This is a genomic window from Acinetobacter sp. YH12097 (genome assembly GCF_013419225.1).
Taxonomy (GTDB): Bacteria; Pseudomonadota; Gammaproteobacteria; order Pseudomonadales; family Moraxellaceae; genus Acinetobacter; species Acinetobacter amyesii.
The window spans coordinates 36,896-63,325 of sequence record NZ_VPAN01000005.1; the positions used below are offsets into that span (position 1 = coordinate 36,896).

The window sequence follows — 26,430 nt, forward strand, 5'->3', positions numbered from 1 at the left end:
TAATGGCCTTTATTGTTATGATCCTTGGGATTTTGAATTTATTTTTGCCATTTATTCTTAGAATAAATTTAATGAATGCTTATGGTGTTTGGTATTTGTATTATTTTTTTGGTGCATTTATTCCCTGTGTTTTATATTTTATGGGAAGTTTAAAGACAAGTTTTGATTTTATATTGGATTTGGATAGTTATTATTATGGTTTTATATGTATATTTATAGCCTTTACTATATCAACATTTTTTTGTTTGCCATTTAGAAAAAAAAGAATTCATAAAGAAAAGATAAAAATTACTACTTTGGGTTTAGATATTATTTCTATTGCTTCTATTTTTTTCTTCTTAATATACTTTTCTGTATCTATTTGGGCTTATGGTGGATTTCTAAACTTTATAGAGTCATCTTATTCGAGGGTTAGAACTAATAATTCAATAGTTAATTTTGTTTCAATATTTATGTGGGGAAGTGTAGTTTTTTCAATAATTTCATATTATGCAATGAAGGAAATTTCTTTATCAAAGCGATTAAAATTTCAAATTTATATAGCTATTCTCTGTGGTTTAATCATTTCGCTCATGGCTGGTGGTAGAGCAGTGTTAGCATTTTATCTTTTTGCTTTACTTACTAAATATATCTTAACTCAAAAAAAATATAAAGTTTTTTTAATTGGAATAGCTACATCATTAGTATTTTTTATAGCATCATATTTTATTATTTATTATCGATTTTATGTTCAAAGCCAAGGTAATATAGCGATTGATGATCTTGATTCTACAGAGGCATTAAATGGTTTAGTATTCGTTGACCATATTATGTTATCTATTAAATATGCTTCTATTAAAGGTTTTGATTATGGTGCTGTTTATTTAAATTCATTTATTTCATTCTTGCCTAGAGGTATATTTGAAGATAAAGCAACCGCATTAGCTTTTCAAATGAGAGGTTTTGCATTTGGTGATGAAACCGCAGGTGTTCCACCTGGTCTATTTGGTGAGGCTTATATTGCAATAGGGATTTGGGGTGTAATACTTATTTCTATTATTTACGGTAGATTTTTATATGTCACAACAGTTATTTATAATAATGCTATAGAAAATAACTGCAATATAAGATTTGCAATATTGGGGATTATTATTCCATTATTTGGTTTCTTACTTGTAAGAATCGGAATAGATTTAGGATTTTTGAGAATAGGAATGCCGTTATTTTTTTGTTGGTTAGGTTCAAAGATTATTTCATTAAAGTATAGATAAATTTATTTAAAATAGTAGAAGAGTAATTTTGATGCATGATTCATTTCAACCGTTGAGAGTTTTACATATTATTGCATCAGTGCGAAAAGAATCTGGTGGTCCAGTAGAAGGTTTAACTCAATCAGTTATTTATCGACAATCACTTGGACAGTATATCGAAGTATTAACTTTGGATCCTTATAATGCTGATTTTTTAAATGAATTTCCATGTAAAGTAACAGGAGTGGGGCCAACACCAAAAAAATATGGATATACACCTAAGTTAAAAGAATGGATTGTGGATAATGTAGATCGCTTTGATGTAGCAGTTATTCATGGTCTATGGAATCATGCTTCCGTTGGTGGATGGCAGGGGTGTGTCAAGGCGAATCTACCTTATGTGTTGTTTACTCATGGAATGATGGATCCATGGTTCAAGAAAGCTTATCCATTGAAACATTGGTTAAAGCAATTATTTTGGATTATTCAAGGCCCAGCATTAAAACATGCCTCTGAAGTACTATTTACCAGTGAAGAAGAAAAAAAATTATCCCAAGGTGTTTTTTGGGGATTCAAATATAATGCTAAAGTTGTTTCCTATGCTGCAGGTGAGGCAATCACACCTTCACATGAGGCAAAAAATACTATTAATCAAATTCTAAAAGATGTGGCAGAAAAACCCTATCTTTTATATTTAAGTCGTATCCATGAAAAAAAAGGATGTGACCTATTAATAAAAGCATTTGCTAAACTAGATAAACGAAAAAATCTACAATTAGTTATGGCTGGACCTTGCCATGATGATTATATTATTACACTTCAAAAATTAGCTTTAGATTTGGGAATAAGTGATCGTGTACATTGGCCTGGGATGTTAAAAGGTGAAGTAAAGGCTGCAGTTTTTAATAAAGCAGAAGCTTTTGTACTTACGTCACATCAGGAAAATTTTGGGATTGCAGTTGCTGAAGCTTTAGCATATGGAAAAGCGGTTTTGATTTCAGATCAAATTAATATTTGGCGTGAAATCGAAAAAGGCGGTGCTGGAATAGTTGCTCCTGACACTGTAGATGGTGCTTTATCGGTCTTACAGCGTTGGGAAAATATGACGAATGTTGAAAAACAGCAAATGTCTAATGCTGCACGCAGAACTTATTTGGAAAACTTTACTGTGCAGGCAGCCGCAGAGGATCTAACTGTTGCCCTACAGAAAGCAAAAGCGACAAGGAGTATTCAATGAGTATCTCTCCTTTAAAAGCCACAGAAAGAGATGATCCATTTAAAGGTGCTGCATCCTTTTCAGTAGGTCATAGATTAACTCGTATTTTATGGTCATTTACATGGACTTTATTGGCCTCCTGGACACCTGCACCTTTTCATCTTTGGCGTGTATTTTTACTCAAAATTTTTGGTGCTCAAGTGCATTCAACAGCACATGTCTATGGCTCTGTAAAAATTTGGTATCCAGCAAATTTAATTATGGATGCACATGCCTGTTTAGCCCCTCATGTCAATTGCTACAACATGAATCTTATACATATAGGTGAAAAAGCAATTGTGAGTCAGTACTCCACCTTATGTGGTGGAACACATGATATCAGTGATCCAAAATTTCAGTTGATAACCAAACCAATTATCATTGAAAAAGGGGCATGGGTCGCTGCAAATGCTTTTATTGGCCCAGGCGTGACGATTGCTGAAAATTCTGTGGTAGGTGCTTGTGGCGTTGTATTTAAAAATACGGTGAAGAACGGGGTTTATACAGGAAACCCAGTACAATTTGTCAAAATGAGAGAGTTTAAGGATGCCCAATAAAAATCTGGCAGTCGTGATTTTAACGCATAATGAAAGTATGCATATTCAACGTTCCATTGAATCAGTTAAATCTATTGCTTCAGAAATTTTTGTCATTGACTCTGGTTCAAAAGACGAAACGGTAAAAATAGCAGAAGAACATGGAGCAGTTGTTTTACATCATCCATTTGTAAACTATGCAAAACAATTTCAGTGGGCACTCGACAATGCACCAATCACGGCTGATTGGACGATGCGTCTAGATGCAGATGAAATTATTGAGCCCGATTTACAGCAAGAAATTCAAGCAAAATTACATCATCTACCTAGTAATATAGTTGGAGTAAATTTAAAACGTAAACACATTTTTATGAACCGCTGGGTGAAACATGGTGGACGGTATCCGCTCGTTTTACTCCGTATTTGGCGTACGGGGCATGGCCGTATTGAAGATCGCTGGATGGATGAGCATATGGTGATTTCTGGTGGTGAAACGGTTACTTTTAAAGGCGGCTTTGCTGATCATAACCTAAATGATCTAACATTCTTCACAGATAAGCATAATAAATATGCAACACGTGAAGCAATTGACGTTATTAACCAGAAGTTAAATCTGTTTGCACGAGATGAATCATTAAATACAGAAAGTGCTTCTTTCCAAGCATCTATTAAGCGAATTGGTAAGGAAAAAATTTATAATAAAATACCTTTTACTATAGCGGCTTTCGCGTACTTTATTTATCGCTATATCTTCCAACTCGGATTTTTAGATGGTCGCTCTGGATTGGTTTATCATTTTTTACAAGGCTATTGGTATCGCTTTTTAGTCGGTGCAAAAATTATGGAACTTGAAAAAGCAATTGAGGGTATGAGTGATAAAAAAGAAATTTTAAAAGAAATTTCAAGGCTAACAGGACATAAATTGGCAGATGATTAAATGAAAATATTGTTTTATGGTATTAACTTTGCTCCTGAGCTTACAGGTATTGGTAAATATACAGGTGAAATGGCGCAATGGTTTGCTGAACAAGGTCATGAAGTTCGTGTAATTACTGCTCCGCCCTATTATCCAGCATGGAAAGTATCTGAAGGCTATCAAAATGCCTATGTCACGGAGCAATGGAATGGCGTGACTGTTTATCGTACTCCTCTTTGGGTACCTGCACAGCCGAGTGGTGTAAAACGGCTTGTTCATCTTGCTTCCTTTGCCTTGAGTAGCCTGCCAACCTTGTTTAAGCAATGGTCATGGAAACCAGATGTCGTTTGGACTGTAGAACCAGCCTTAATGTGTGCGCCAGCTACAGTCGCTTTTGCAAAAATGAATGGTGCAAAATCTTGGTTACACGTACAAGACTATGAAGTAAATGCAGCCTTTGATATGGGATTAATTAAAGCAAAATGGCTTCGAGGTTTTGTTGAGGCATGTGAACGTTGGTTGATGCGTTGTTTTGATCGTGTATCCAGTATTTCAGGACAGATGCTTAAACTCGCACGAGGAAAAGGTATGGATGAAAAGCAAATCATTTCTTTCCCGAATTGGGTGGATATTTCAGCCATTCAACCTTTAAAAGATGTGAGTCCATATCGAAAAGAATTACAGATCAGTGAAGATAAAATCGTTGCGCTTTATTCTGGAAATATGGGTGGCAAACAAGGGCTAGAAATCTTAGCGAAAGCAGCACGTATTATTGCAGAGCAAAAAAATGAAAATATTCAATTTGTATTCTGTGGTAATGGAGCAGGACGCGCAGAACTAGAACAAGCATGTATGGATTTAAATAACGTCATGTTTTTAGACTTGCAACCGTTTGAACGTTTAGGTGAGTTGTTGGGCTTGGCAGATATTCATCTATTGCCACAACGTGCTGATGCTGCGGATTTAGTGATGCCTTCTAAATTAACAGGAATGCTGGCAAGTGGTAAGAGTGTCATCGCAACTGCAGATGCAGAGACTGAATTGGGTCATGTCATTACTCAGGGTGCAAAGTGTGGTTTGATTGTTGAACCTGAAAATGGACAAGTGTTTGCACAAGCCATTCTTGAACTTTCATATGATGCAGAGCGTAGAAAAAGCTATGGTCAGAATGGACGTTATTATGCAGAGCATCATTTAAGTAAAAGTCAGATATTAATGAATTTTGAAAGAGAATTATTCAAGGTAATTAGCGTTGAAAAAAACTAAAAATGGTACTTGGTTTAAGTTTGGTTTGATTGCTATTGTGTTGGTTGGTCTTGCTATTGAAATTACATTACATGCTTTAGGTGCTGTAGATTTTCCGATTTATGATATTGATGACAAAATAGGTTATGTACCTAAAGCAGATCAGCAGGGTTCTTTCTTAAATAAACATGATTGGGTTTTGAATAACCGTGCGTTAGGCACAGTACATCAATGGCCTGCTGATAGCTTGAACAAAAAAAATGTTATGTTGATTGGTGATTCTATTGTATGGGGTGGTAACCCATTAAAGCAAAAAGATAAATTAGGTGATCAGTTAGAGAAACGGTTAGGGTCAAATTTTGCTGTATGGCCTGCATCCGCAGGTGGATGGAGTATAGCCAATGAAATTGAAATGATTAAGCGGAATTTAGATATCTATCAACAATCATCATCTGTAATTTGGTTTATTAATTCTGGTGATTTTAGTCCTTTAGCGGAATCAGCAGGTTCTTTAATTCATCCGAATGGAACTGTAATATGTGCAACTTGCTTTTATGTTCAAAAATATATGTTACCTAAGTTAGGTATTCAAATTGGAATGGAAAACCCGCCTATAGACACATCTGCCGACTTTGATCCAAAAATCTTGAAAAGTTTTTCTGATATTGTTTCTTTAAGATTAAAGAATAATAAGAGAATAGTTTTTGTTATTTACCCGAATACAGATGAATTATTAAAGCATGATTGGTTGGGTTATGAGAAACTGGTTGAACAAATGAATTCTATATGTGGCACTAAAAATATTGAATGTATTGATTTATCCAAAGACCAAAAATGGAATGCATCTTTTTATCGTGATGGTATTCATCCTAGTGTTGAAGGCAATAAAGTATTATCTGAAATAATCAGCCAAAAATTTAAAAGCTAATATTTTATTAGCTTTTAAATTTTTGTTGGAAAAACGGCCACAAATGAACTTTAAAAATAATGCCATTTTTATAAAAGTAGTTAAACAAGGTTGCAGAAATTAGTTCTATTAATGCAATACCGTATGCTGCACCCATTAAACCAAAATACTTGATGCAAAAGTAAGAAATAGGAACAGAACAAACAGCCATACATAGCATTTTTTTAGAGATATAACTGTAGCCTTCTTCTCGAATAATCAAACGAGCGGCAGCAGTTCCTAAACCAGAAAACATACCTGCAAATGCCATGACGACCAAAAGAGGTACAGCAGGTAAATATGCATTACCATAAAGCAAATTAATGATCCAATGTCCTAAGAGAGCAAAGCCAAGGATTGCAACACTTGAAACGATAATAATCAATAGATTAAGTTTAGCAAACATGCGGTAAGCAACGTTGTCATTCTTTTCTTTATAAATTTTAGTCATGACAGATGTAATTAAGGATTGATTGACAAATCCCCAGGCCATACCAATGCTTGACGCAACGGAATATAGCCCTAATTCATAAGTTGAAGTTAAATGTACGAGCATCAAATTAGTTATTTGTACATAAAGTGCAATTGATAGAGTTGAAAGGACTAAAGCACTACCTGCATAAATATAATATTTTGAGTAGGTAGCTGAACGAATGCGTGGTGCATGATCAGCCAAATTAAAATAATAACGCTTAGCCACATAGGGAATCAGCGTCACTAATACAATAGGGATGGCTAAATATTCTGCTGGTAATTCAAATAGCACAATCAAGTAACGAACAGCAAAAGCGATTGCCAAGCCTGCAATATTAACAAGGGTATTGATATAAGATTTTAGGACGGCATTATTATAAATAACGAAAATATCTTGAATTAAGATAAACGTTGCCAATGCGGTGGCAATACCGAAGATAAAGGTCAATTGATCAGTATAGATAAACAGCCAAGCGAGTACTGGTAGGCTGAATAAGCTAAATAATAGCTTACGTAAATTTTGTGTTGAATTTAGAAATTTTAGCCCTGAAGATGGATTCTTGCTCACACGCTTAAATAAAATTTCTTGATTGCCAAACCATGTTAAGGTTTGGACGAAGGTGAAGATTGTTGTTGCTAATGCAATTTTCCCAAAATTTGTTGGCCCAATATATTTCGCAACATAGGACATAACAAAAATTAGACCAAACATGGAAATGACTTTTTCAAGCATCATCCAAAGGGAGTTGGATAGAATTTTTTTAGAAAGAATAGACATTAGCTTTTATTAAAATCTCGGATTATTAAAAAATAAAATGCTCAGAAAGAGCATTTTATGATGGTTCTAGTACTTTTTGTTATACACGCCCATATAAATCTTCAAAACGCACAATATCATCTTCACCCAAATATGAACCTGACTGAACTTCAATCAGTTCTAGTGGTACTTTTCCGGGGTTTTCAAGCGCATGTGTTTCTCCGAGCGGAATATATACCGATTCATTCTCAGTGAGTAAGAAAGTTTCTTTACCTTTGTGAATGCGAGCTGTTCCACTGACTACAATCCAATGCTCTGCACGGTGGTGATGCATTTGTAAAGAAAGCTTTTGGCCAGGATTCACTGTAATGCATTTCACTTGGTGGCGTTGGCCATTATCAATGGAATCATAGCAACCCCAAGGGCGATATACTTTACGGTGAGTATCCACCTCGGTACGTTCATTTGATTTTAATTTTTCTACAATCTTTTTAATGTCTTGGACTTTATTTTTATTTGCAACCAAAACAGCATCAGGTGTTTCAATCACAACAACATCATCTAATCCAAGGACGCTAACTAAGCGACTGTCAGCGTGAATTAAAGAATTGGATGTATTTACAGCGATGGTATCGCCACGGCAAACATTGCCATTTTGATCTTTGTTGCTGACTTCCCATACACTTTTCCAAGCACCTACATCACTCCAATTGGCTTTAAGAGGCACAACAACAACCTGATCAGATTTTTCCATTACGGCATAATCAATAGAGTCATCAGGGGATTTTTTAAAACTTTCTTGATCTAAGCGTACAAAATCTAAATCATTTTTGCTGAGTTTGAACGATTCTTTGGCTTGATTTGCAATCGCCGAATTAAATTTCTGTAACTCTTGTAAGTAGACAGAAGCTTTAAACATAAACATGCCACTATTCCAAAGATACGAGCCTTGGTCTAAATATTGTTGGGCAGTTTGAGCATCTGGTTTTTCTACAAATTGCTCAACTTTGCATGCTTTTATTGCTTGGTCTGTAGAAATTGTGTCTGATGCTTTAATATAACCATAGCCGACTTCTGGTGAAGTAGGAACAATACCAAAAGTAACCAGTAGACCAGATTCAGCTGCTTCTAAGCCCACTTTAACAGCATCATTAAAAGCTTCTTGTTGTTGTATAACGTGGTCTGCAGCAAGAATGAGTAAAACAGGATCATCTCCATAAGAGAGGGCAAGTTCTGCGGCGGCAGCAATAGCAGGTGCAGTGTTTCTAGCAACAGGTTCAAGTAAAATTTTTGCGTTGATTTTCTGTTGCCTTAGTTGTTCGGCAACAATAAAGCGATGATTTTCATTGGTGACAATAATAGGGTTTTGAAAATTATCTATGGCATGATTTAATTGTGTAATTCTTTCTAAAGTAAGCTGAAATAATGTTTTTTCTTCAGTAATGGGTAAAAATTGTTTAGGATAGTTGGATCTTGAAAGTGGCCAAAGTCTCGTGCCAGAACCACCAGATAGAATCACAGGAATCATATTATGGATCTCACATAATTTTATTATTGCTTATCCTACAGGAATATATATCTAAATCCAAATAAATACAGATTTTTGCTCGATATTCAATAATATAGTCAAAGATAATGGAAGTAATTTTAGAGTTTAATTGTCAAAAAATGATTGCGTGTTTATAATGCTAAAGAAAATATTAATTAATTATTTTATTGATTTTTCAAGAATTGGGATGGACTTTCTAAATAAATCAAGAATCTATGTAATGGGTTTCATTGATAAGAATGGCTGTTTATATAATAAATTAAGCGATATGGGAAAAAAATGGCTTCTCGATTAAATGCGTCTTATGTATCAATTTTACAAAGATTTTGTGATGTGGTAGCTATTTATTGGGCTTTGTATGCTGTTTTTAATTTAAACTCATTAGCGATCAGCCATCAGGCTATGCTTATATTTTTAAGTATGGTCAGTTTTTTTCAATTGATTGGTGGATTGACCGATTTTTACCGTTCTTGGCGCGGTGTAAGCTTGTTTAATGAATTGGTTGCGTGCTTAAAAAATATCTTCTTTAGCGCTTGTTTGCTTCTTCCATTTTGTCTTTTTTATTCTGATATTAGTTTAATGGTTCTGGTTCAATATTTTTGTGCAGTCTTAGTATTTATGGGAATATTACGAATTTTTGTTCGTTTAATATATGCCATTTCTTTTAAAATATTCAAAAAATCTCGAAATGTAATTGTTATTGGTGATACCGTTAAAGCACATAAGCTTTTTACTGATTTAAAAAAATCAGAGTGGATTGGATTTAATCCGATGGGTATTTACTCATTTAATGAAAAAGCAGATCAATATGATTTTAATGGTAATGTAAATGATGCAATTGGCATTATTCATTCAGAAGAGATTAATCAAGTCTATATTGTGACAAGTCAGGAAAATATTCATCAAGTCGATAACCTATTAAAAATGCTTTCGGATACAACATGTTCAACAGTTATTGTCCCTGAGTTATTTAGTTATGATTTTTTATATTCTCGAGTAGAAGATATTAATGGTACTCCAATTATTCCAATCATCGATACACGTATTAAAGGAATAAATATCTTTCTTAAGCGTGTCGAAGATATCTGTGTTGCTTCGGCTATTTTAATGCTGATTTCACCACTCCTTCTTTGCATTGCTATCGCTATTAAGCTGGATTCTAAAGGGCCTGTCTTTTTTAAACAAATCCGCTATGGCTTAAATGGCAAGCCTATTCTAGTCTATAAATTTAGAAGCATGTCTGTAATGGAAAATGGCGCAGACGTTAAGCAAGCTGTAAAGAACGATCCACGTGTGACCAAAGTTGGTAGTTTTCTGCGTAAAACTTCTTTAGATGAGTTGCCACAATTTATTAATGTTATTTTAGGTAATATGTCTGTTGTAGGGCCTCGTCCACATGCTGCTGCACATAATGAAGAGTATCGGAAGTTGATTACTGGCTATATGCTGCGCCATAAGGTTAAGCCTGGCATTACAGGATTGGCTCAGATCCGCGGTTGGCGGGGCGAAACAGATACTTTGGATAAAATGGAAAAACGTGTGGACTGTGATTTGGAATATATCCGCACATGGAGCCTGTTGTTGGATTTAAAAATTATATTTTTAACTATTTTTAAAGGTTTTATTAATAAAGCTGCATATTGATGCCAATTAAAAACCGAAAGCTAATGTTTTATGGATTTATTAAAATCTAGCTTAGACTTTAATAAATATGATGGTAAATTTAAACTTAGAAGTGTGATGTAATGATTAAAAAAGCAATTCTTCCTGTAGCTGGTTTGGGTACACGTTTTCTTCCTGCAAGTAAATCCATTCCTAAAGAAATGGTCACTGTCGTTGACCGTCCGGCCATTGAATATGTGGTCAAAGAAGCAGTTGCTGCAGGGATTGAACAGATTATTCTTGTTACCCACTCTTCAAAAGCCTCGATTGAAAATTACTTTGACCGTAATTTTGAGCTGGAAACCACTCTAGCACATAAAAAGAAATTTGATTTACTCAAAGAAATCACTGAAATTTTACCACCACACGTGAGTGTGATCAGCGTACGTCAACCACAGCCACTTGGTTTAGGTCATGCAGTTTTATGTGCTAAATCTGTCGTGGGGAATGATGATTTTGCTGTGCTATTGCCAGATGTTTTAGTCAAAGATCCATCAGACCAAAACGATCTGAGTTTGATGATTCAACGTTTTGATGAAACCAATGCATCACAAATTATGGTGGAAGCTGTACCTGATCATTTGGTGGATCAATATGGCATTGTAGATGTTGCTTCTACACCTGCAGAAGGGCATAGCATCGTCATGCAAGGCATTGTGGAAAAACCGGCAGTTGGAACTGCACCATCCAATTTATCCGTAGTCGGCCGTTATATCTTACCTGCCAAGATTATGCAGTTATTGGAAAACACACCTAAAGGTGCAGGTAATGAAATTCAGTTGACGGATGCTATTGCTATGCTGCAAGCGACAGATACGGTTGAAGCCTATCGTATGAAAGGACAAACTTTTGATTGCGGCAGTAAAATTGGCTATTTGGAAGCGGTTTTACATTATGGTGTTGACCATCCCAAGTTAGGTGATGAGTTTAAAGCACTGATTAAAGAGTTAGAGTTATAAAAAAAAGAGGGATGGGCCATGAAAATCGCAATGTTTGGTACAACGTTGTATGCGGGTGTTATCTCATCATTACTTGCAGAGAGTGGACATCAGGTCTTTATTTGTAATGATTTACAAGACCATACAGCGCTATTCAATCTTAGAGATCAAGATGTTATTCGTGCTTTAGAAAAACAACATCAAAGTGGTTTTCTAAGTTACTGTAATTTTGCGGCTCTTCCCTTGGATATTGATGCGTATTTTTTTAGTTTTAATCCAACTCAAGAGGCTGAGGCACTTGATGTTGTACAGAAATTAAAAATGCGCACGATTATTCATCCTAAATTGATGATTAATGCCTCTACTTTTGGTCTTAATGGTACTGAAAAATTAAAAGCCGTATTAACAAAAGATCATTGGGTTTATTTCCCTGATATTATTCAGGAAGGTCAAGCTTTTAAAAGTGTGACGAGTGCCTCTAAAGTGATTATTGGCTGTGCTGACCAACAAGCACAGGGTGACTTAGAGGAAATGTTGCGACCTTTATTTCCACGCCAGCAACAATATTTATTTATGCCTGTTTTAGATGCTGAATTTACCAAACTCAGTATTTCAGGCATGTTGGCGACTCGTATCAGTTATATGAATGATTTGGCAGATGTTGCTGAAAAGTTGGGTATTGATATTGCCCATGTTCGAGATGGAATGGCAGCAGACAGTCGGATAGGTGAATCGTATTTATATTCAGGTGCAGGTTTTGGTGGTGAAAACTTTTCACATGATATTTTGACTCTATCGAATACCATCAGTAATACTGGAACAAAAAGTCAGCTGTTGGGACAAGTTTGGGATATCAATGAGCAACAAAAAGAGTTTCTTTTTCGCAAGTTGTGGAATTATTTTCATGGAAATTTAGCTGGAAAAACGATTGCGATTTGGGGGGCTGCTTTTAAGCAACATACCTCAAGTACCAGTTTCTCACCTATTCATCCGATGCTTGCTGCACTGTGGGCGCAAGGTGTGACTGTTCGTTTGCATGATCCACAAGCCTTAGAAGAAATACACACAATTTATGGTGAACGTGATAATTTAATTTTATGTGAAGATCAGTATGACGCGGTGAATCAGGCACACGGTTTATGTGTTCTAACTGCATGGAAGCAATATTGGTCACTTGATTATACGCAATTAAAACTTAAATTAGCCCATCCTTTGATTTTGGATGGACGTAATATTTATCAACCTGATTATGTTAAAAGTCAGGGTTTTGCATATATGGGAGTAGGAAGATAATGATAAATTTAACTATTTTTCCTAAAAAAACGCTAGCAACAACACTTGAACATTTACAACACTTAAGTAAAACCATTGGCCAGAAGCACTTAAATACTTTTTTTGCCGAAGATGACCAAAGATTTAAGCATTTTTCTGTTCAATATGATGAAATCACTTTTGATTTTAGTAAGCATCGTGTTGATGAGTCCGTAATAAGCGCATTGATTGACTTTGCACAAGTTCGTGATCTCTCTACATGGACGAAACGTTTATTTTCAGAAGAAGAAATTAACTATACAGAACAGCGTGCAGCTATGCATTGGGCGCTTCGTTTACCGAAACATGATGAGCAGCATCCTAAATTAGCAGGCAAAGTACATGAGCAATTAGAGCGAATGTATGCATTGGTTGAGAAAATTCATGCGGGTCAGTACCGTGGTGCAACGGGTGAAGTTATACAAGATGTGGTCAATATTGGTGTGGGTGGGTCTGATCTAGGGCCATTAATGGTGAGTCATGCCCTGTCTGATTTTAAAGTCAATACAGTCAAACCACTGAAAATGCATTTCGTATCTACCATGGATGGTAGCCAACTTTCAGATTTACTGCATCAATTACGCCCAGAAACGACATTATTTATTATTTCATCAAAGTCTTTTGGAACGATTGATACACTTTATAATGCGCAAACTGCACGCCAATGGCTTGAAAAGCAATTGGGCCAATCAGAAGCGGTGGATCAGCATCATTTTATTGGGGTATCGACTAAGCCTGAAAAAATGACAGAATGGGGTATAGCACACCAAAATCAGTTTTTGCTCTGGGACTGGGTTGGTGGGCGTTACTCTTTATGGTCATGTATTGGGTTGCCGATAGCATTAAATATTGGTGTACAAGGCTTTAAACGTTTACTTGCAGGTGCTCATGCAATTGATGAGCATTTTCAAAATGCTCCTTTGCGCCAAAATATTCCTGTTCTTATGGCTGTTTTGGGAATATGGAATCATAACTTCCTAGAAATTCAGACTCAGGCTATTTTGCCTTATGATGGTCGTTTAAAGTATTTTTCGGCCTATTTACAACAGTTAGAGATGGAGTCGAATGGGAAGTCGATTCAGCGTAATGGTCAGAAAGTTGAGTTGGATACTTGCCCTATTGTTTGGGGTGAAGTGGGTCCAAATGCACAACATGCTTTTTATCAGTTGTTACACCAAGGTGCACATAAAGTAAGCTGTGAGTTTATTGCGCCAGTGAATCGTTATGCCGCTAACCAATTTACCTATGTAAAAAATGCCAATGCATTGATTAATCAACACCATTTAGCGTTATCAAATTGTTTGGCTCAGTCTCGACTATTGGCCTTTGGTAATCAGGCACTTGATGCTGAAGAGGTGGCGGGTCTAGAGAATTATCAAAAATATGAAGGTAATCAGCCTAGTACAACCATTTTGCTCAAAGAGCTTAATCCTTATACCTTAGGTATGTTGGTTGCGTTGTATGAACATAAAGTATTTGTGCAATCTGTACTTTGGAATATCAATGCTTTTGACCAATGGGGTGTTGAAAAAGGTAAACAAATTGCGAATCAAGTACTTCCAATTTTGACTGGTACAGAAAAAGATTATGTTGATTTTGATAGCTCTACCCGTGGTCTATTAGATATTTTACTTGGAAAATAAAATGGCAAAAATATTAGTCACCGGTGGGGCGGGTTATATTGGTTCACATACTTGTTTGGAATTATTGAATGCTCAACATGAGGTTGTTGTCTTAGATAATTTATCAAACAGCTCTGAAGTTTCATTATCGAGAGTCCAAGCTTTAGCCAATAAAGGTTTAACTTTTATTCAAGGGGATATTCGCGATGCGCAGATTTTAGATCAAATTTTTGCACAGCATCAGATTGATGCGGTTATTCATTTTGCGGGTCTAAAAGCAGTTGGCGAAAGTCAGAAAGAGCCGCTAAAATATTTTGAAAATAATATTTCGGGTTCGATTAGTTTGGTCAAAGCCATGGAACGTGCACAAGTGTTTAAGCTGGTGTTTAGTTCATCTGCGACGGTTTATGATGAAGCCAATGTATCGCCATTAAATGAAGACATGCCTACAGGTATGCCAAGCAATAACTATGGCTATACCAAACTGATTGTTGAGCAGTTGTTGGAAAAACTCTCGGCTACAGATGAGCGTTGGTCGATTGCATTGCTGCGTTATTTTAACCCGGTGGGCGCACATCAGAGTGGTCAGATAGGTGAAGACCCACAAGGGATTCCGAATAACTTAATGCCTTATGTCACTCAAGTGGCAGTTGGTCGCCGTGAAAAATTAGCAATCTTTGGCAATGATTATGACACGCTAGATGGTACGGGTGTACGTGATTATATCCATGTGGTCGATTTGGCCAATGCACATTTATGTGCCTTAAATAATCGTTTAAATGCACAAGGATGTCGCGCTTGGAATATCGGCACAGGCAATGGGATTTCGGTTAAACAAATTCGAGATACCTTTGAGAAGGTGAATGGTGTTGAGATTCCATTTGAATATGTACCGCGCCGCGAGGGAGATGTAGCAACGTCATTTGCCGATAATGCCCGTGCAGTCGCAGAATTGGGTTGGCAGCCACAATATCGCTTGGCTGATATGTTGGCGGACAGTTGGAATTGGCAAAAGCAGAATCCAAATGGATACAACTAAGATTTAAATTTAGTGTGTAAATTCATTAAAGACAGTATGGCGAATTTTGTATTTGCCATACTTCTCAATACTTAACTTAAGTCATGTATTGATTATGCAAATAATCATGTATTTATTCCCTTATTTTAAAAAACATCGCTATGATGTTTTTTAAAATAAACTTAGATGAAGAATATTTATGAGATATCAAAGTATTAGATTTTTGTCACTTGCGGTTTTATCTGCACTTTCTTTACCGGCCATTGCACAAGGAATTGTTTTAAATAATGAAGACTTACGAACTGATTTAAATTGGTTAAATCAACAAGGTGTGATTCAAATTAGCACGTCTACATGGCCTTTAAGTGGTGATGAAATACAACGTGTTTTATCTAATGCAAAGATTGATAATCAAGTTCAGCAGCAAGTCTTGGACTCCGTGCAAGCTGCTTTAAGTGCGGAAAATACAACGGCCAAAGCCAGTTTATATGCTGAATCTGATCCCCAAAATGTACCGCAACATTTTGCAGATGAACAAAAATCACAATATCAAGCGGCTCTTGAGTTCAATGCTGGTGGGGCGCAATGGGATGCAAGACTGCGTATTAATGCTGAAAAAGACCCTATTATTGATAATGGGCATGATGTGAATGTTGAAGGCTCATATCTGGCTGGAAAATTGTGGAATCAATGGATCATTGCAGGACAGATCCCAACCTATTGGGGGCCAGGGCATGATGGAAGTTTGATTCGAGGAGATGTGAGTCGTCCAGTGTATGGCGTAACATTACAAAGAGCGGATCAAACAGCATTTGAAACCAAGTGGTTATCTTGGATTGGACCTTGGCAATATCAAGTATTTGCTGGTCAGTTAGATGATTATAAAGCTGTTCCTGATGCAAAATTAATAGGAATGCGGCTCACTATTCAACCATTACCCTATTTAGAGATAGGTGCTTCTAGAATGTTGCAATGGGGGGGAGAAGGTAAGTTAAATAGTTTTAGTTCTTTATGGGAAGCGCTGAAAGGTAATGATAATTTCGATGATCGGTCATTAGATAAATCAAATCAGCTTGCGGGGGTAGACGCTCGCGTAAATCTAACCCGTTGGTTTGATATACCTATCAGTTTATATACACAAGTAATAGGTGAAGATGAGGCAGGATATTTACCTTCTCGAAAATTTTATTCAGCTGGTGCAGAGTATTCATCTAGTTATAGAGATTTACCTGTTCAAATATATACTGAGTGGACTGATACGCGTACTAATGGTGAAGTATGGGGATACACCTACAGACATGGGGATTATAAGGATGGTTATTATCAGCACGGATATCCTTTAGGGCACGGCATAGGCGGGGATAGTCAAATGTACTCAATTGGGGGAAATATTCGGTTTGATAAAATGAACCGTGTATCAGGGCGAATTTTATCTGCCAATGTCAACCAGTCCAGTTTATTAATTAACCAGCAATTTCCAAATAAAGATGAGATTCAAGCGTTAGAATTGACATGGACTCATTATATTCAACCGACTATGCCTTTAAAAATTAATGGGTGGGTAAGCGATTCTGATCTTCTGGGACAGGATAGTGGCTTGTCAGTCGGTATTGAATTGCCATTAGATGATTATCTATTCTAGTTTTTTTATTTAAGCCTCTAATCGACTGATCCATAGGTTTAAGTCGATTAAAGGTTTCTATAATGAAATTATGATTGAATAAGATTGGATAATTCATTCACATAGTGTTGAATAGGTAATGGATTCAAGCTACTACGACTCTCAATATTTAATCGCAATAACGGCTCGGTATTCGAAGCACGGATATTTAAACGCCAAGCACCGAAATCTAAACTAACACCATCTGTACGATCGATTTCAGGTTGCTGATCCGCATAATGATCAAAGATTTTTTGAATAGTTGCTTGGGTATCCGCTACCTTAAAATTGATTTCACCCGAACAAGGGAACTTTTCAATCATATCTTCAACCAGTGAAGACAATGTTTGCTGGGTTTCTGAGAGTACAGAAATTGCCAATAACCAAGGAATCATACCGCTATCACAATAAGAGAAATCACGGAAATAGTGGTGAGCAGACATTTCTCCACCATATACAGCATTATGTTCGCGCATAACCTGTTTAATAAATGCATGTCCTGACTTAGACTGCACAGTTTCACCTTTGTACTGTTCAGCAATATCCAAGGTATTCCATACTAGACGCGGATCGTGCACAATTTTTTCGCCTGACTGTTTCAGCAGGAAGGCCTGAGCCAATAGGCCGACAATGTAATAGCCTTCGATAAATTGCCCCTTTTCATCGAATAAGAAACAGCGGTCAAAGTCGCCGTCCCAGGCAAGGCCCATGTCTGCGCCGTGCTCCAAAACTGCATTGCGAGTGCTATCACGGTTTTCGACTAGCAATGGATTAGGAATACCATTCGGAAAAGTACCATCCGCTTCATGATGTATTTTAATAAATTTAATAGGAACATTCAGTGTTTTGAACTTTCCTTCAATTGCATCAATAACATGCCCAGCAGCGCCATTACCGGCATTTACTACTAGCTTCAACGGAATAATTTTTGCTGGATCAATATAGGTCATCAAATGTTCGATGAATTCAGGCAGGATATTGTATTTTTCAGTTGAGCCTTTCACCGTAGTTTTAGTAAATTCACCAGATTCTGCCAATGCTTGAATCTCTTTTAAACCTGTATCCGCACTAATTGGTCGTGAGTTCTCGCGAACCAGTTTCATCCCATTGTAATCCATAGGGTTATGGCTGGCCGTTACTTCAATACCACCTTGGACATCTAAATGGAATGCGCCAAAGTAAACTTCTTCTGTACCTGTCATACCTAAATCTAAAACATTCACACCCGCATCATTTAAGCCACGAATGGTTGCTTGCTTTAAATCTTCACTGCTTAGACGAATATCGCAGCCCACAACCACGGTTTGGGGTTGATAAATTTGCCCATAAGCACGGCCAATTTTATAAGCAATATCTTCGTTCAGTTCTGTACCGAGTTTGCCTCGAATATCGTAGGCTTTAAAACAAGTGAGTTGTGTCATCTGAATTCTCGAAATAATTCCTGAGTAGTGAGGGAAATGTGATTATAGAAGGAAAATAGCTTCTATATGCCATGTTACTGTTTAACTTTTATATCGATTTTGCTTTTGCTAAGATCCGTTGAGCCCAGTCAACATAATAATTTACATCGTCTAGTTGTTCCTTTTTTGAAGGATGATTAATTGTAGTAAAGGCGGTAATACCTCTTACTTCAGATATAAACTTTTTAGGCCAACTGAGTGATTGAGAAAGTATTGAATTGTTTAATTTTTCGAAATCTATCTCAATTAATAATTGAGTTTTTTCTTCATATCGGAGTAATAGTGTAGAGATGTTCTTTTTTCCATCTGATGTATCAATTTCACATAGATAGAATTGTTCATCATTTTTTGTGTTTATAATTCTATAGACATAAAAGTATCGTAGTTGATTGGCGTTAGAAAACTTGTGGCCTCGGAAACGTTTATATTTTTTAAACGGTGAATTCTTAATTTCTTTGATTTCATATCCTTTTTGTTCAATTTTGTCCAATACCTTAATCAAGTCTTTATGAGTGACTCGCTCTAGTTGAATATCTGATTCTGTTGTAACTCCAGGCAGAGTACCCTCTATATCTCCTTCTCCGCCAGCAAATCCTTCTTCTTGATTTTGGTCTTTATCCATCTGCTTTCGTCTTTGCCGTATGGTAGTTTCGGAAGGGGGCGTCTCTAAAGAAATTTTTAATTCTTCTATCGTATAAATTTTTCCTGGGAGGTTTCTTAGTTTGGCTATTAGTTTATCGATATCTGCATCAGCTTTTTGATTTAATTTTTCTCTAGGTGGACATGTTGGTGTTGACTGCTTGGGATTTTGTCCTTGAGCATTTTTTATTTGTTGTATAATCTTTTTTGAAGTGAAATGAAATTGAATAGGGCGGTTGATAGCTGTATCAAGATTTTTGAAAGACGTGATGCGCTCAATTCTGTAAATACCTGTTTTTTTATTAAAAATACCCTCTACTGTTAGGTTAATATTTTTGATATTAGGAGCTTCCATATCAAAATTAAAGCTTTTAACACCTTTTTGATCAACAATTGTTTTTTGATAAATACTAAGGAAGGCCTTATTTAAGTCCGGCTGTAATAAAATTAAAGCTAGCTTCTTTAAAAAATGAGGATCAGAGATATCAGCTCTCATAATTTTTTTGTTTTGCGCAATATTAATATGTATAGCATTTTCATCATTCATATCCACTAAAATATCTGTTGAATAATTTTCTGCAAAAAGTGCTGCACGTAAAAGATAGGGGTGTGAAAAAAATAGATCCCGAGCAAGAATAAGCTTAGGTAAAAGAATTGTCATATTTTTCTTTAATATGGGTGAATCATAATTAAACTCAAAGTATAACTGACCGTTATGCGTTTTTTGATAATTGTTCTTGGATAAATCTAAAACGTTGAGCGCTGAAAAATCCACTGATTTCAGGGTGTGGTTAAATAATTTCTGTGGATCAGGATTGGCAATTGGAGTTTTATGGTAATAAAGAAGAATACTTTCAATTGGCAATTTAAGATGAATATACCGTTTAATAAGAGGGTTAAATAAACAAGTATCAATATCAAACCGAGTTTGACCATGTCGACTAATTTTTTTCGCAGTATAATAAATCATATCTTTCGGTAAATATTCGATCAGACAATCACTCATTTTTAATTTCACCCCCAAATACTATTAAAAAATCTACGAGCTTCTGGCGTTAATCGTTCAGGGCTTAATCCGGATAGTCGAAGAAAAACACTCGGTGGATAGAACTGATTTTCAGTGTATTGGCGAATAAATGTTCGTGTAAGACGGCGTATTTGATAACAATCTGCAGACTCAGCGTAACGCTCTAGAAAGGCGGTGGTGAGTGGTAAAAACCTCCAGTTTTTTTCAATCATACTTACCGAGCCAAGTTGCTTAATAAAAAACTTTTTTGTCCATTGTGGAGAGTCGAGATCTTCTAATAATTGATCCCGGATTTTGATGAGTTGTTTAATCAATTGTTGATCTCGCTTTTTCCAATCTACACGTGGCTTGGGAATGGCTGAAGGTAATACCACAGCAGATTTATTTGTCAGTAATAGCCAGTTCTTATGATTACGATATAACCGAGCGTAAAGTGCAGGATCACATTGACGTGCCTGCTTAACAGAATTTTTCTGAATTAATTTTGTCCATTGTTTTTGATCTTCAGATAATATCATATCTATTTTATTATTAACCCATACAGGGGGAGCTTCGTGCTGCTGATCTAAGTTTGTTTTTTCTATAGATGCTAAGCTAACATATTGCTTATATGTTTCAATTGGTTTTTGCTCTGGAACCAGCGATTTTAATACAATGCAATGCTCAAGATAAGAAAATGCTTTACGATGTTTCCTGCACATATTTTTGAGCCAGCAGTTCTCAGAAAGAAGATCATCTAAATGATAGTATTTAAGAAAGCTTTCGCCCCAGTAATCTAAGACAAGGTGACGAATTTTTTCGTAGTTGATATTTTTTTGACCTGACAGTAAGCCTCTGTCTTTCAATAGATTGAAGTAGGCATTTGATAAAATCGAAACATCTTGTACTGCAATATGGCTAGATTGAATAAGTAGATCCTCGATTATTTTTGCTAACTCTAGATGACGCTTTAAGTCTTGTGAATTAATAAAAAGTTGTGAGGAGTCAATAAGGACATTTAAATGAGCATTATAAAATCTTCGGTCTAGCCCATTGCAAGGAACAGAGCTGACAAAAAGGGCAGATTCATGCTTTATGCAATATTCATATCCTGTAATCTGCCAGCTGCGTTTCCAGTAAACTTCACCATATTGCTCCATCTGTTCTTGCCAGCAATGAGGGCAGAACCGAAAAAAATTTACAGATTTGATTCGTGACGCATTTTTTCCCAACTTGGTATGTAATGATTGATACTGTTCACCCTGTAATACATGTACAGCATAACGCATCACTGTATCAGGTTGAAATGGTTGATAAATTGGTAATAAGGTGTGGTGGTTGATTAAATAGAGTGCATCATAGCAATCGGGTAAATAACTAGCCAATTTTCCTATATGAGATGGTAAATCGTAAGTTGGCGTCAAATTTCTATTATTGAATAATTCTTCAGTAAGGTATTTGGGACTTAAAATTCCATTGTGAATAGCATAACGTGCAATCACGCTGTAAATTAACTCATCTGGATATGGTATTGGAAAATTTGAAATCATAATACACTTACTCTCTATTTTTTGTTTAATGCAACACAGGAGAGGTGGGATCAAACAAATAGTGAGATGATTTTAATAGCTCATAAACATCTACTTCCTTTTCTTGTGCTTGACTGAAAAAATTCCGTAAGTCATTGGCTTCAGTGCTCTTCCATTCTTCTGCTTTCATGACTTTGCGTGATGTTCTTGGTTTTCTTACCGAAGTTGTGGTCTGAGGCTGGTCCAATTTATCTTTTGCTACAGAGCCGTCTAATACTTCCAGAATATGCTGGAGTAGTACCTGTAAGTTCTCGTTTGGATATTTTTTTAATGCAGAAGTGACATGCAGATCTATTGTAGCAGCGGGGTGACCTAAGGCCGTTAGCATACCTATAAGTGTGGAATAATGTGGTCCTAGATCTTTACGCTGTATTTCCGTTTTTAATGCAGCTTTTAAACGGTGTTGTTCAACATATTCCTCAATTTGAACTTGAGGGATAGTTAAGTCAGAATACCGTGCAATACGTGTGGGGTTGCCTGAGCGGAGTGCATCCAAAATATCGTGGACTGGCTGTAATTGTTCTTCGTAGACTTTTTTAAAAAGTTCAGATGTAATTTTTTCCAGACCAATGGTGATTGCATGAATCTGCACCAAGCAGAACAGTTTAACCACTAAATCTGGAATGCCCTGCGTATAATAATACCAAGTGTTTCTTAATTCATCGGTCAGTTCAGCTGGTTGTTGAACCCATTGATATTGCCACAGCTTGTTGGTGAAAGCATACCATTCAGAAATGATCATTTGATCAGGGGTGCTAGGATCGGGAGTGGGTACTTCATTGCGCATAGGTTCCCAGATTAAAGAGCCTAATCCCGCACTGCGTCTAGCTGATCTTAAGTCTTCTTGCAGAATTTCATTGGCTTTGGGTGTCCCAATCATCACAATTGGAATGGATGCCACATTCACAAGGGTGACAAAGAAATTAAGAATGATTTCAGCCCCGCCAGATTTTTTTGTATTCAAATGCTGGATTTCATCAATGATTAAAAGTCCAATTGAATAATTATTTGCGATAATTTTCATCTGCTGCAGCATGGCATTCACATTTAAGCGACTTCTGGTGAAACGATGCTCGAAGTTCGTATCTCCTAATGCTAAATCTACTGCTCTAAAAAAGTTTGAGCATAAGTTTTTTAAAGAGCTGTCATGCGGACAATCAATTTTAAGGTAAACAATTTGTTTTAATCCCAGCTCTCTATGTTCAATCACTTGCGGGTAATAACGCAAAATTTTGTTCATTGTCGTTGTTTTACCGCTTCCCGAACATCCTATAATTGACATGCTAGTTGCAGTCGACTCTGGAGGTGCATAGCGGTAACAGCTTTCATTTGATGGTTCTAGTTGCTGAAAAGCAGCGTGTAAATGTCGATGTCTATCACCATTAGTGATGTTTCTACTCACATAACCTTGCCGAATCATAATAGAAATTTTTTGCTCAAGGGATAGATGTTTGGTCAGTGGTTGAAAAAAATCATGAGGCAACTGAGCAATCAGATGGATTCTTTCTGGTTGGGGTAAGAAACGCTGTTCTGGAATAAATTTCAGTTTCCCTCGTAGGTGTTTAATGACCGATTTTGTGTCAAGGATAGGCGGTAATTGAGTAATGAGAGGATTATCCCCATAGATATCTTCTATCGATGTGTTGACCGCGAGTTCATTATTATTCATTCTTCATCGTCCTCTTCAAATAATTGTCTCATTAAGTCTGGTTGACTGGTCAAATCCAGATTGCTGCTGTGAGATGGGGGTGTTGGAGTATTGTCTTGGTTGGAATGGATAGTCCGGATAGAATTGACGGACCTATTTTGGAGATGTTCCTCACGTTCCACCTGAATTGCTTCTTGTTTGTTCTGACGAATATCCCGAGTACGTTGTGCTTTAGAAAGTTGGTGAACTCCTGCTTGAGCCTGCCGGCTCTGTGCTGTGTGGATGATTTTGTCAGTAAAATCCTGTAATTCACTAATGGCTACAGACTTTAGTTGTGAATGTTGTTTTTCAACAGTTTTGATTGCTTTTTGAATTTGTTCAGCTTCCCACCAGGTCAGATGCTGATATTGACGTGAGGCATCACTTAAGTGCGCTTCCCAGTATTCCAACTTATTTTCATCAAAGAAAACATAAATGGTATTTACTGAGTATGGGTCAAAACCAATCCGCAACTTTTTCGGGCGGGATTTGGTCGTGTTACGAATAAACCAGCCTTGTTGATGCATTTCCAGACATTGATAGAGTAAGCCTTTGACTTTAAGTCCCTTGTCACTTAAGGAGGCGTCGGTCCTAGGTAACAAGCCAACATATAGTGATTTGTTATCCACTTGTCTTAACATCCCAGTACGGTGCTGTAGACCCCACTGCCAGAGCTTAAGGGGGGTAGAAGGCAGGTCAGTCGGCATATCGGCACTACGATCGTATTTCGTCAAAATATCAAAATTATTGCGTAACAAGATGCAGCTTAAGATGATTTTTCTGAACTCTTCCAGAGTTAGACAAGCTTCTAGTCGATAATCATGTCCGCCTTTCTTTTTTTCCTTGAATCCAGAAACAACACCAATATTCTCGTAGGATTTAAAGCGTGACTGAATGATTCCAAAAGCCCTCTCCACAATACCTTTGGCATCGCTTCGATACGGTGGCGCATTTTCAATACGAACAGAAAAGTTTTTTTCAAGAAGTTCAATTTGATAGCCAATTAGTTCACCGCGGTCTGCAAGTATGGCACCAGGTAAACCATAAATAGGCCAGTCTTCTGGTTGTATTTGCAAGTCATAACTCTGACAGAATGTCACTTTATCTTGGATTGCAACGCTGAGGCATTGTATAGCTGTGTTAAATGAACTGTTTTCCATACCGACATAAAGTCCAGTAATCATCCTGCTGAATACATCGATAACAATATATACGGTAGGTCGGCCAATAATCTGTGATGGATCTCGTGATGATACTAGATAGATGTCAGCGACTGTTGAATCTATCTCATAACGTGCACCAGGACCATTTGCTTGCTTGGTCGCTGTTGAAGTCAGAGGTTTGTGATCTTTCAGGGTTTTCTGATTCTTCAGAATTTCCTTGGAATTGTTCTTATTTCTATATCGCGTATTATAAAAGTAGTAGAATTGAGCATACGTTGGAATATCTCCAGCTTGCACTTGATGAAAGTGCTTGGAAAATAAATTTTTAAACCGAAGATAAGTTTCGTTAATGGATTGTTTTTTGACAGGAACTAAATACTCTTCGATGGCTTTCTTAAAATATAATTCAACCTGTTCAGTAACATTCTTACCTTCATTTGATTCATAGATGCGTGGTCTGCCAATTTTTTTATCACCTATCGTTCTTTTTTGGCCTTTTCCACCTGAGTTTTCATAGTCCGGTACCAAAGCATTTATCGTTTGACCACGCTGCCAGTAGCGTCTTAGGAGTCGTAGAATTTTATTAATTGATACTTCTTTCTCTAGATGTAGAGTTTTAATTTTTGCAGTCCTGATTTTTGCATTGATAAGAACTTGTTCATCATTAATTAAATCTTGAATAATTAAAAAGTTTTCATCTCTTTTTTTGAGTTGAATAGAATCTTCACTCAAGTTTAATCGTTTTAAGTATTCATAAGGATCTTGCGCTGGTATCAGGCTTTGATCATCTGAGAGAGTTTGAAGTTCCTTAGACAAAATGAGTTCAGGAAAAGCATTTTTATTATCAATCGCAATCCATACCGTATACTGCGGTAAGAATTTGAGTATTCGGTATTGTGTTGAATTCAAGATGTAAACTGAATTAATTAGTTGCATGGACTGTATTCTCATTCTGGAGCAAATTACTTGCATGAATATCAGAGAGTTTAAGCTCCAAGTACGAAATTTCTAGATTAAATTGAAGTATTCGCAGTGCAAATAATTTTCTAAACAATGCGAGCGTCGCTCCGATACCCATTTTTTGAGTTTGGTCAAAATGCTTACAAAATTGGATTAATGAGCTTTGAGGGTACTGGCTAATTTCTTCCATAAAATAAACTGCTAGATCGATCATGTGATTTGTTATTTCAAGGTCATTTTTTTCTACATACAACCATTTAATGTTCTCTAGTACCGTAGCAGGAATGTCTTTTTCAGTAATCAACTTGAACGGCGTATTGTGCTCTTCTTCCCAGTAGCGACGTTTAATTTCTAATGACTCAATAACATGAGCTTTATTCAGATCTTTGCTGTAAAGAGTGTCAAGGGCTATAGAAAACTTACCAAAATCAACTAAAAAATCTGAAGATAGGGTAAAAGGTATATAGTCAATCGACACTTTTTTCATTCGGAAACGAGAACAGATGGAGTTAAGATCATAGATATCCAAAGGATAATGCTCGCGAATATCTGTAACGTTCTGATTCCAGTCAAGCAGTAAAAAGGTAGATAGCTCTAGATCAGAAAATAAGTGATGAAGACGTTTACTGACACGGCCTTGTACTCTGTGAGAGCGACCAATTGAACTGAAGTTTTGAACAGTTTTACAAGGTTTATAATCGCGTCCATGGCCCTGGCCATACCCTTCTGTTACTAGTTCTTCATAGTTTTTTATAATTTTTGCCATACAGAAGACCTGTGGGTTTTGGTGGATAATTAATCATATCTG

The 26,430-nt window shown here is 36.5% G+C and carries 20 protein-coding genes; 12 read left to right on the forward strand and 8 right to left on the reverse strand.

Features of this window, described 5'->3' with window-relative positions; all coding sequences use genetic code 11:
• Positions 1-2 precede the first annotated feature (2 nt).
• From FTU37_RS03810 to FTU37_RS03835, 6 genes are read left to right on the forward strand one after another with little or no spacing between them, the layout of a single operon-like run.
• On the forward strand, positions 3-1,250 hold the full coding sequence (locus FTU37_RS03810) for an O-antigen polymerase (protein ID WP_180123812.1): 1,248 nt from the start codon (positions 3-5) through the stop codon (positions 1,248-1,250).
• Positions 1,251-1,281: 31 nt separating this feature from the next.
• Positions 1,282-2,466 carry a glycosyltransferase gene (locus FTU37_RS03815; protein WP_180123813.1) on the forward strand — a complete coding sequence of 395 codons (1,185 nt, stop codon included), beginning with the start codon at positions 1,282-1,284 and terminating at the stop codon, positions 2,464-2,466.
• Entirely contained in the window at positions 2,463-3,041 is a 579-nt protein-coding gene (locus tag FTU37_RS03820; RefSeq protein WP_180123814.1) for a putative colanic acid biosynthesis acetyltransferase, read from the forward strand. Before FTU37_RS03815 ends, FTU37_RS03820 begins: the two co-directional genes overlap by 4 nt.
• Positions 3,031-3,957, forward strand: coding sequence for a glycosyltransferase family 2 protein (locus FTU37_RS03825; protein WP_121531772.1), 927 nt, complete (start codon positions 3,031-3,033; stop codon positions 3,955-3,957). The genes FTU37_RS03820 and FTU37_RS03825 overlap by 11 nt, the downstream gene beginning before the upstream one ends.
• On the forward strand, positions 3,958-5,202 hold the full coding sequence (locus FTU37_RS03830) for a glycosyltransferase WbuB (protein WP_180123815.1): 1,245 nt from the start codon (positions 3,958-3,960) through the stop codon (positions 5,200-5,202).
• Positions 5,189-6,109 (forward strand): hypothetical protein, encoded by a 921-nt coding sequence (locus FTU37_RS03835; protein ID WP_180123816.1) that lies wholly within the window; start codon positions 5,189-5,191, stop codon positions 6,107-6,109. Before FTU37_RS03830 ends, FTU37_RS03835 begins: the two co-directional genes overlap by 14 nt.
• A gap of 7 nt (positions 6,110-6,116) precedes the next feature.
• On the opposite strand, the gene FTU37_RS03840 is transcribed toward FTU37_RS03835, so the two are convergent.
• Together FTU37_RS03840 and FTU37_RS03845 are read right to left on the reverse strand one after the other, a co-directional pair.
• A complete protein-coding gene (locus tag FTU37_RS03840; RefSeq protein WP_180123817.1) occupies positions 6,117-7,379 on the reverse strand; it encodes an oligosaccharide flippase family protein in 1,263 nt (420 codons plus the stop codon).
• 79 nt (positions 7,380-7,458) lie between these two features.
• Positions 7,459-8,886, reverse strand: a complete 1,428-nt coding sequence (locus FTU37_RS03845; RefSeq protein WP_180123818.1) for a mannose-1-phosphate guanylyltransferase/mannose-6-phosphate isomerase — start codon at positions 8,884-8,886, stop codon at positions 7,459-7,461.
• A gap of 300 nt (positions 8,887-9,186) precedes the next feature.
• Between FTU37_RS03845 and FTU37_RS03850 the strand changes: the two genes are divergently transcribed.
• The 6 genes from FTU37_RS03850 (at position 9,187) to FTU37_RS03875 (ending at position 17,100) form a co-directional block, all read left to right on the forward strand.
• Positions 9,187-10,551, forward strand: coding sequence for an undecaprenyl-phosphate glucose phosphotransferase (locus FTU37_RS03850; protein WP_180123819.1), 1,365 nt, complete (start codon positions 9,187-9,189; stop codon positions 10,549-10,551).
• 101 nt (positions 10,552-10,652) lie between these two features.
• Complete coding sequence (gene galU, locus FTU37_RS03855) at positions 10,653-11,528, forward strand: UTP--glucose-1-phosphate uridylyltransferase GalU (protein WP_180123820.1); 876 nt, start codon at positions 10,653-10,655, stop codon at positions 11,526-11,528.
• An 18-nt stretch (positions 11,529-11,546) separates the two neighbouring features.
• Positions 11,547-12,800 carry a UDP-glucose/GDP-mannose dehydrogenase family protein gene (locus tag FTU37_RS03860; protein ID WP_180123821.1) on the forward strand — a complete coding sequence of 418 codons (1,254 nt, stop codon included), beginning with the start codon at positions 11,547-11,549 and terminating at the stop codon, positions 12,798-12,800.
• A complete protein-coding gene (pgi, locus tag FTU37_RS03865) occupies positions 12,800-14,461 on the forward strand; it encodes a glucose-6-phosphate isomerase (RefSeq protein WP_180123822.1) in 1,662 nt (553 codons plus the stop codon). The genes FTU37_RS03860 and pgi overlap by 1 nt, the downstream gene beginning before the upstream one ends.
• Position 14,462: 1 nt before the next feature.
• Positions 14,463-15,479 carry a UDP-glucose 4-epimerase GalE gene (gene galE / locus FTU37_RS03870; protein WP_180123823.1) on the forward strand — a complete coding sequence of 339 codons (1,017 nt, stop codon included), beginning with the start codon at positions 14,463-14,465 and terminating at the stop codon, positions 15,477-15,479.
• 172 nt (positions 15,480-15,651) lie between these two features.
• Positions 15,652-17,100, forward strand: a complete 1,449-nt coding sequence (locus FTU37_RS03875) for a capsule assembly Wzi family protein (RefSeq protein WP_373686269.1) — start codon at positions 15,652-15,654, stop codon at positions 17,098-17,100.
• A 68-nt stretch (positions 17,101-17,168) separates the two neighbouring features.
• Here FTU37_RS03875 and FTU37_RS03880 read toward each other — a convergent pair whose 3' ends face one another.
• The 6 genes from FTU37_RS03880 to FTU37_RS03905 all read right to left on the reverse strand — a co-directional run bounded on the left by FTU37_RS03880 (position 17,169) and on the right by FTU37_RS03905 (position 26,388).
• On the reverse strand, positions 17,169-18,539 hold the full coding sequence (locus FTU37_RS03880; RefSeq protein WP_180091955.1) for a phosphomannomutase CpsG: 1,371 nt from the start codon (positions 18,537-18,539) through the stop codon (positions 17,169-17,171).
• A gap of 88 nt (positions 18,540-18,627) precedes the next feature.
• The gene (locus tag FTU37_RS03885; RefSeq protein WP_026056512.1) at positions 18,628-20,223 is read right to left on the reverse strand and encodes a Tn7-like element transposition protein TnsE; all 1,596 of its coding nucleotides are present in this window, start codon (positions 20,221-20,223) and stop codon (positions 18,628-18,630) included.
• An 8-nt stretch (positions 20,224-20,231) separates the two neighbouring features.
• Entirely contained in the window at positions 20,232-21,773 is a 1,542-nt protein-coding gene (locus FTU37_RS03890; RefSeq protein ID WP_180035096.1) for a TnsD family Tn7-like transposition protein, read from the reverse strand.
• Between the two features lie 25 nt (positions 21,774-21,798).
• Positions 21,799-23,481, reverse strand: coding sequence for an AAA family ATPase (locus FTU37_RS03895; protein ID WP_180123825.1), 1,683 nt, complete (start codon positions 23,479-23,481; stop codon positions 21,799-21,801).
• Positions 23,478-25,598 carry a Mu transposase C-terminal domain-containing protein gene (locus tag FTU37_RS03900; RefSeq protein WP_180123826.1) on the reverse strand — a complete coding sequence of 707 codons (2,121 nt, stop codon included), beginning with the start codon at positions 25,596-25,598 and terminating at the stop codon, positions 23,478-23,480. Before FTU37_RS03900 ends, FTU37_RS03895 begins: the two co-directional genes overlap by 4 nt.
• Complete coding sequence (locus FTU37_RS03905; RefSeq protein ID WP_180003570.1) at positions 25,585-26,388, reverse strand: TnsA endonuclease C-terminal domain-containing protein; 804 nt, start codon at positions 26,386-26,388, stop codon at positions 25,585-25,587. The genes FTU37_RS03900 and FTU37_RS03905 overlap by 14 nt, the downstream gene beginning before the upstream one ends.
• Positions 26,389-26,430 lie beyond the last annotated feature (42 nt).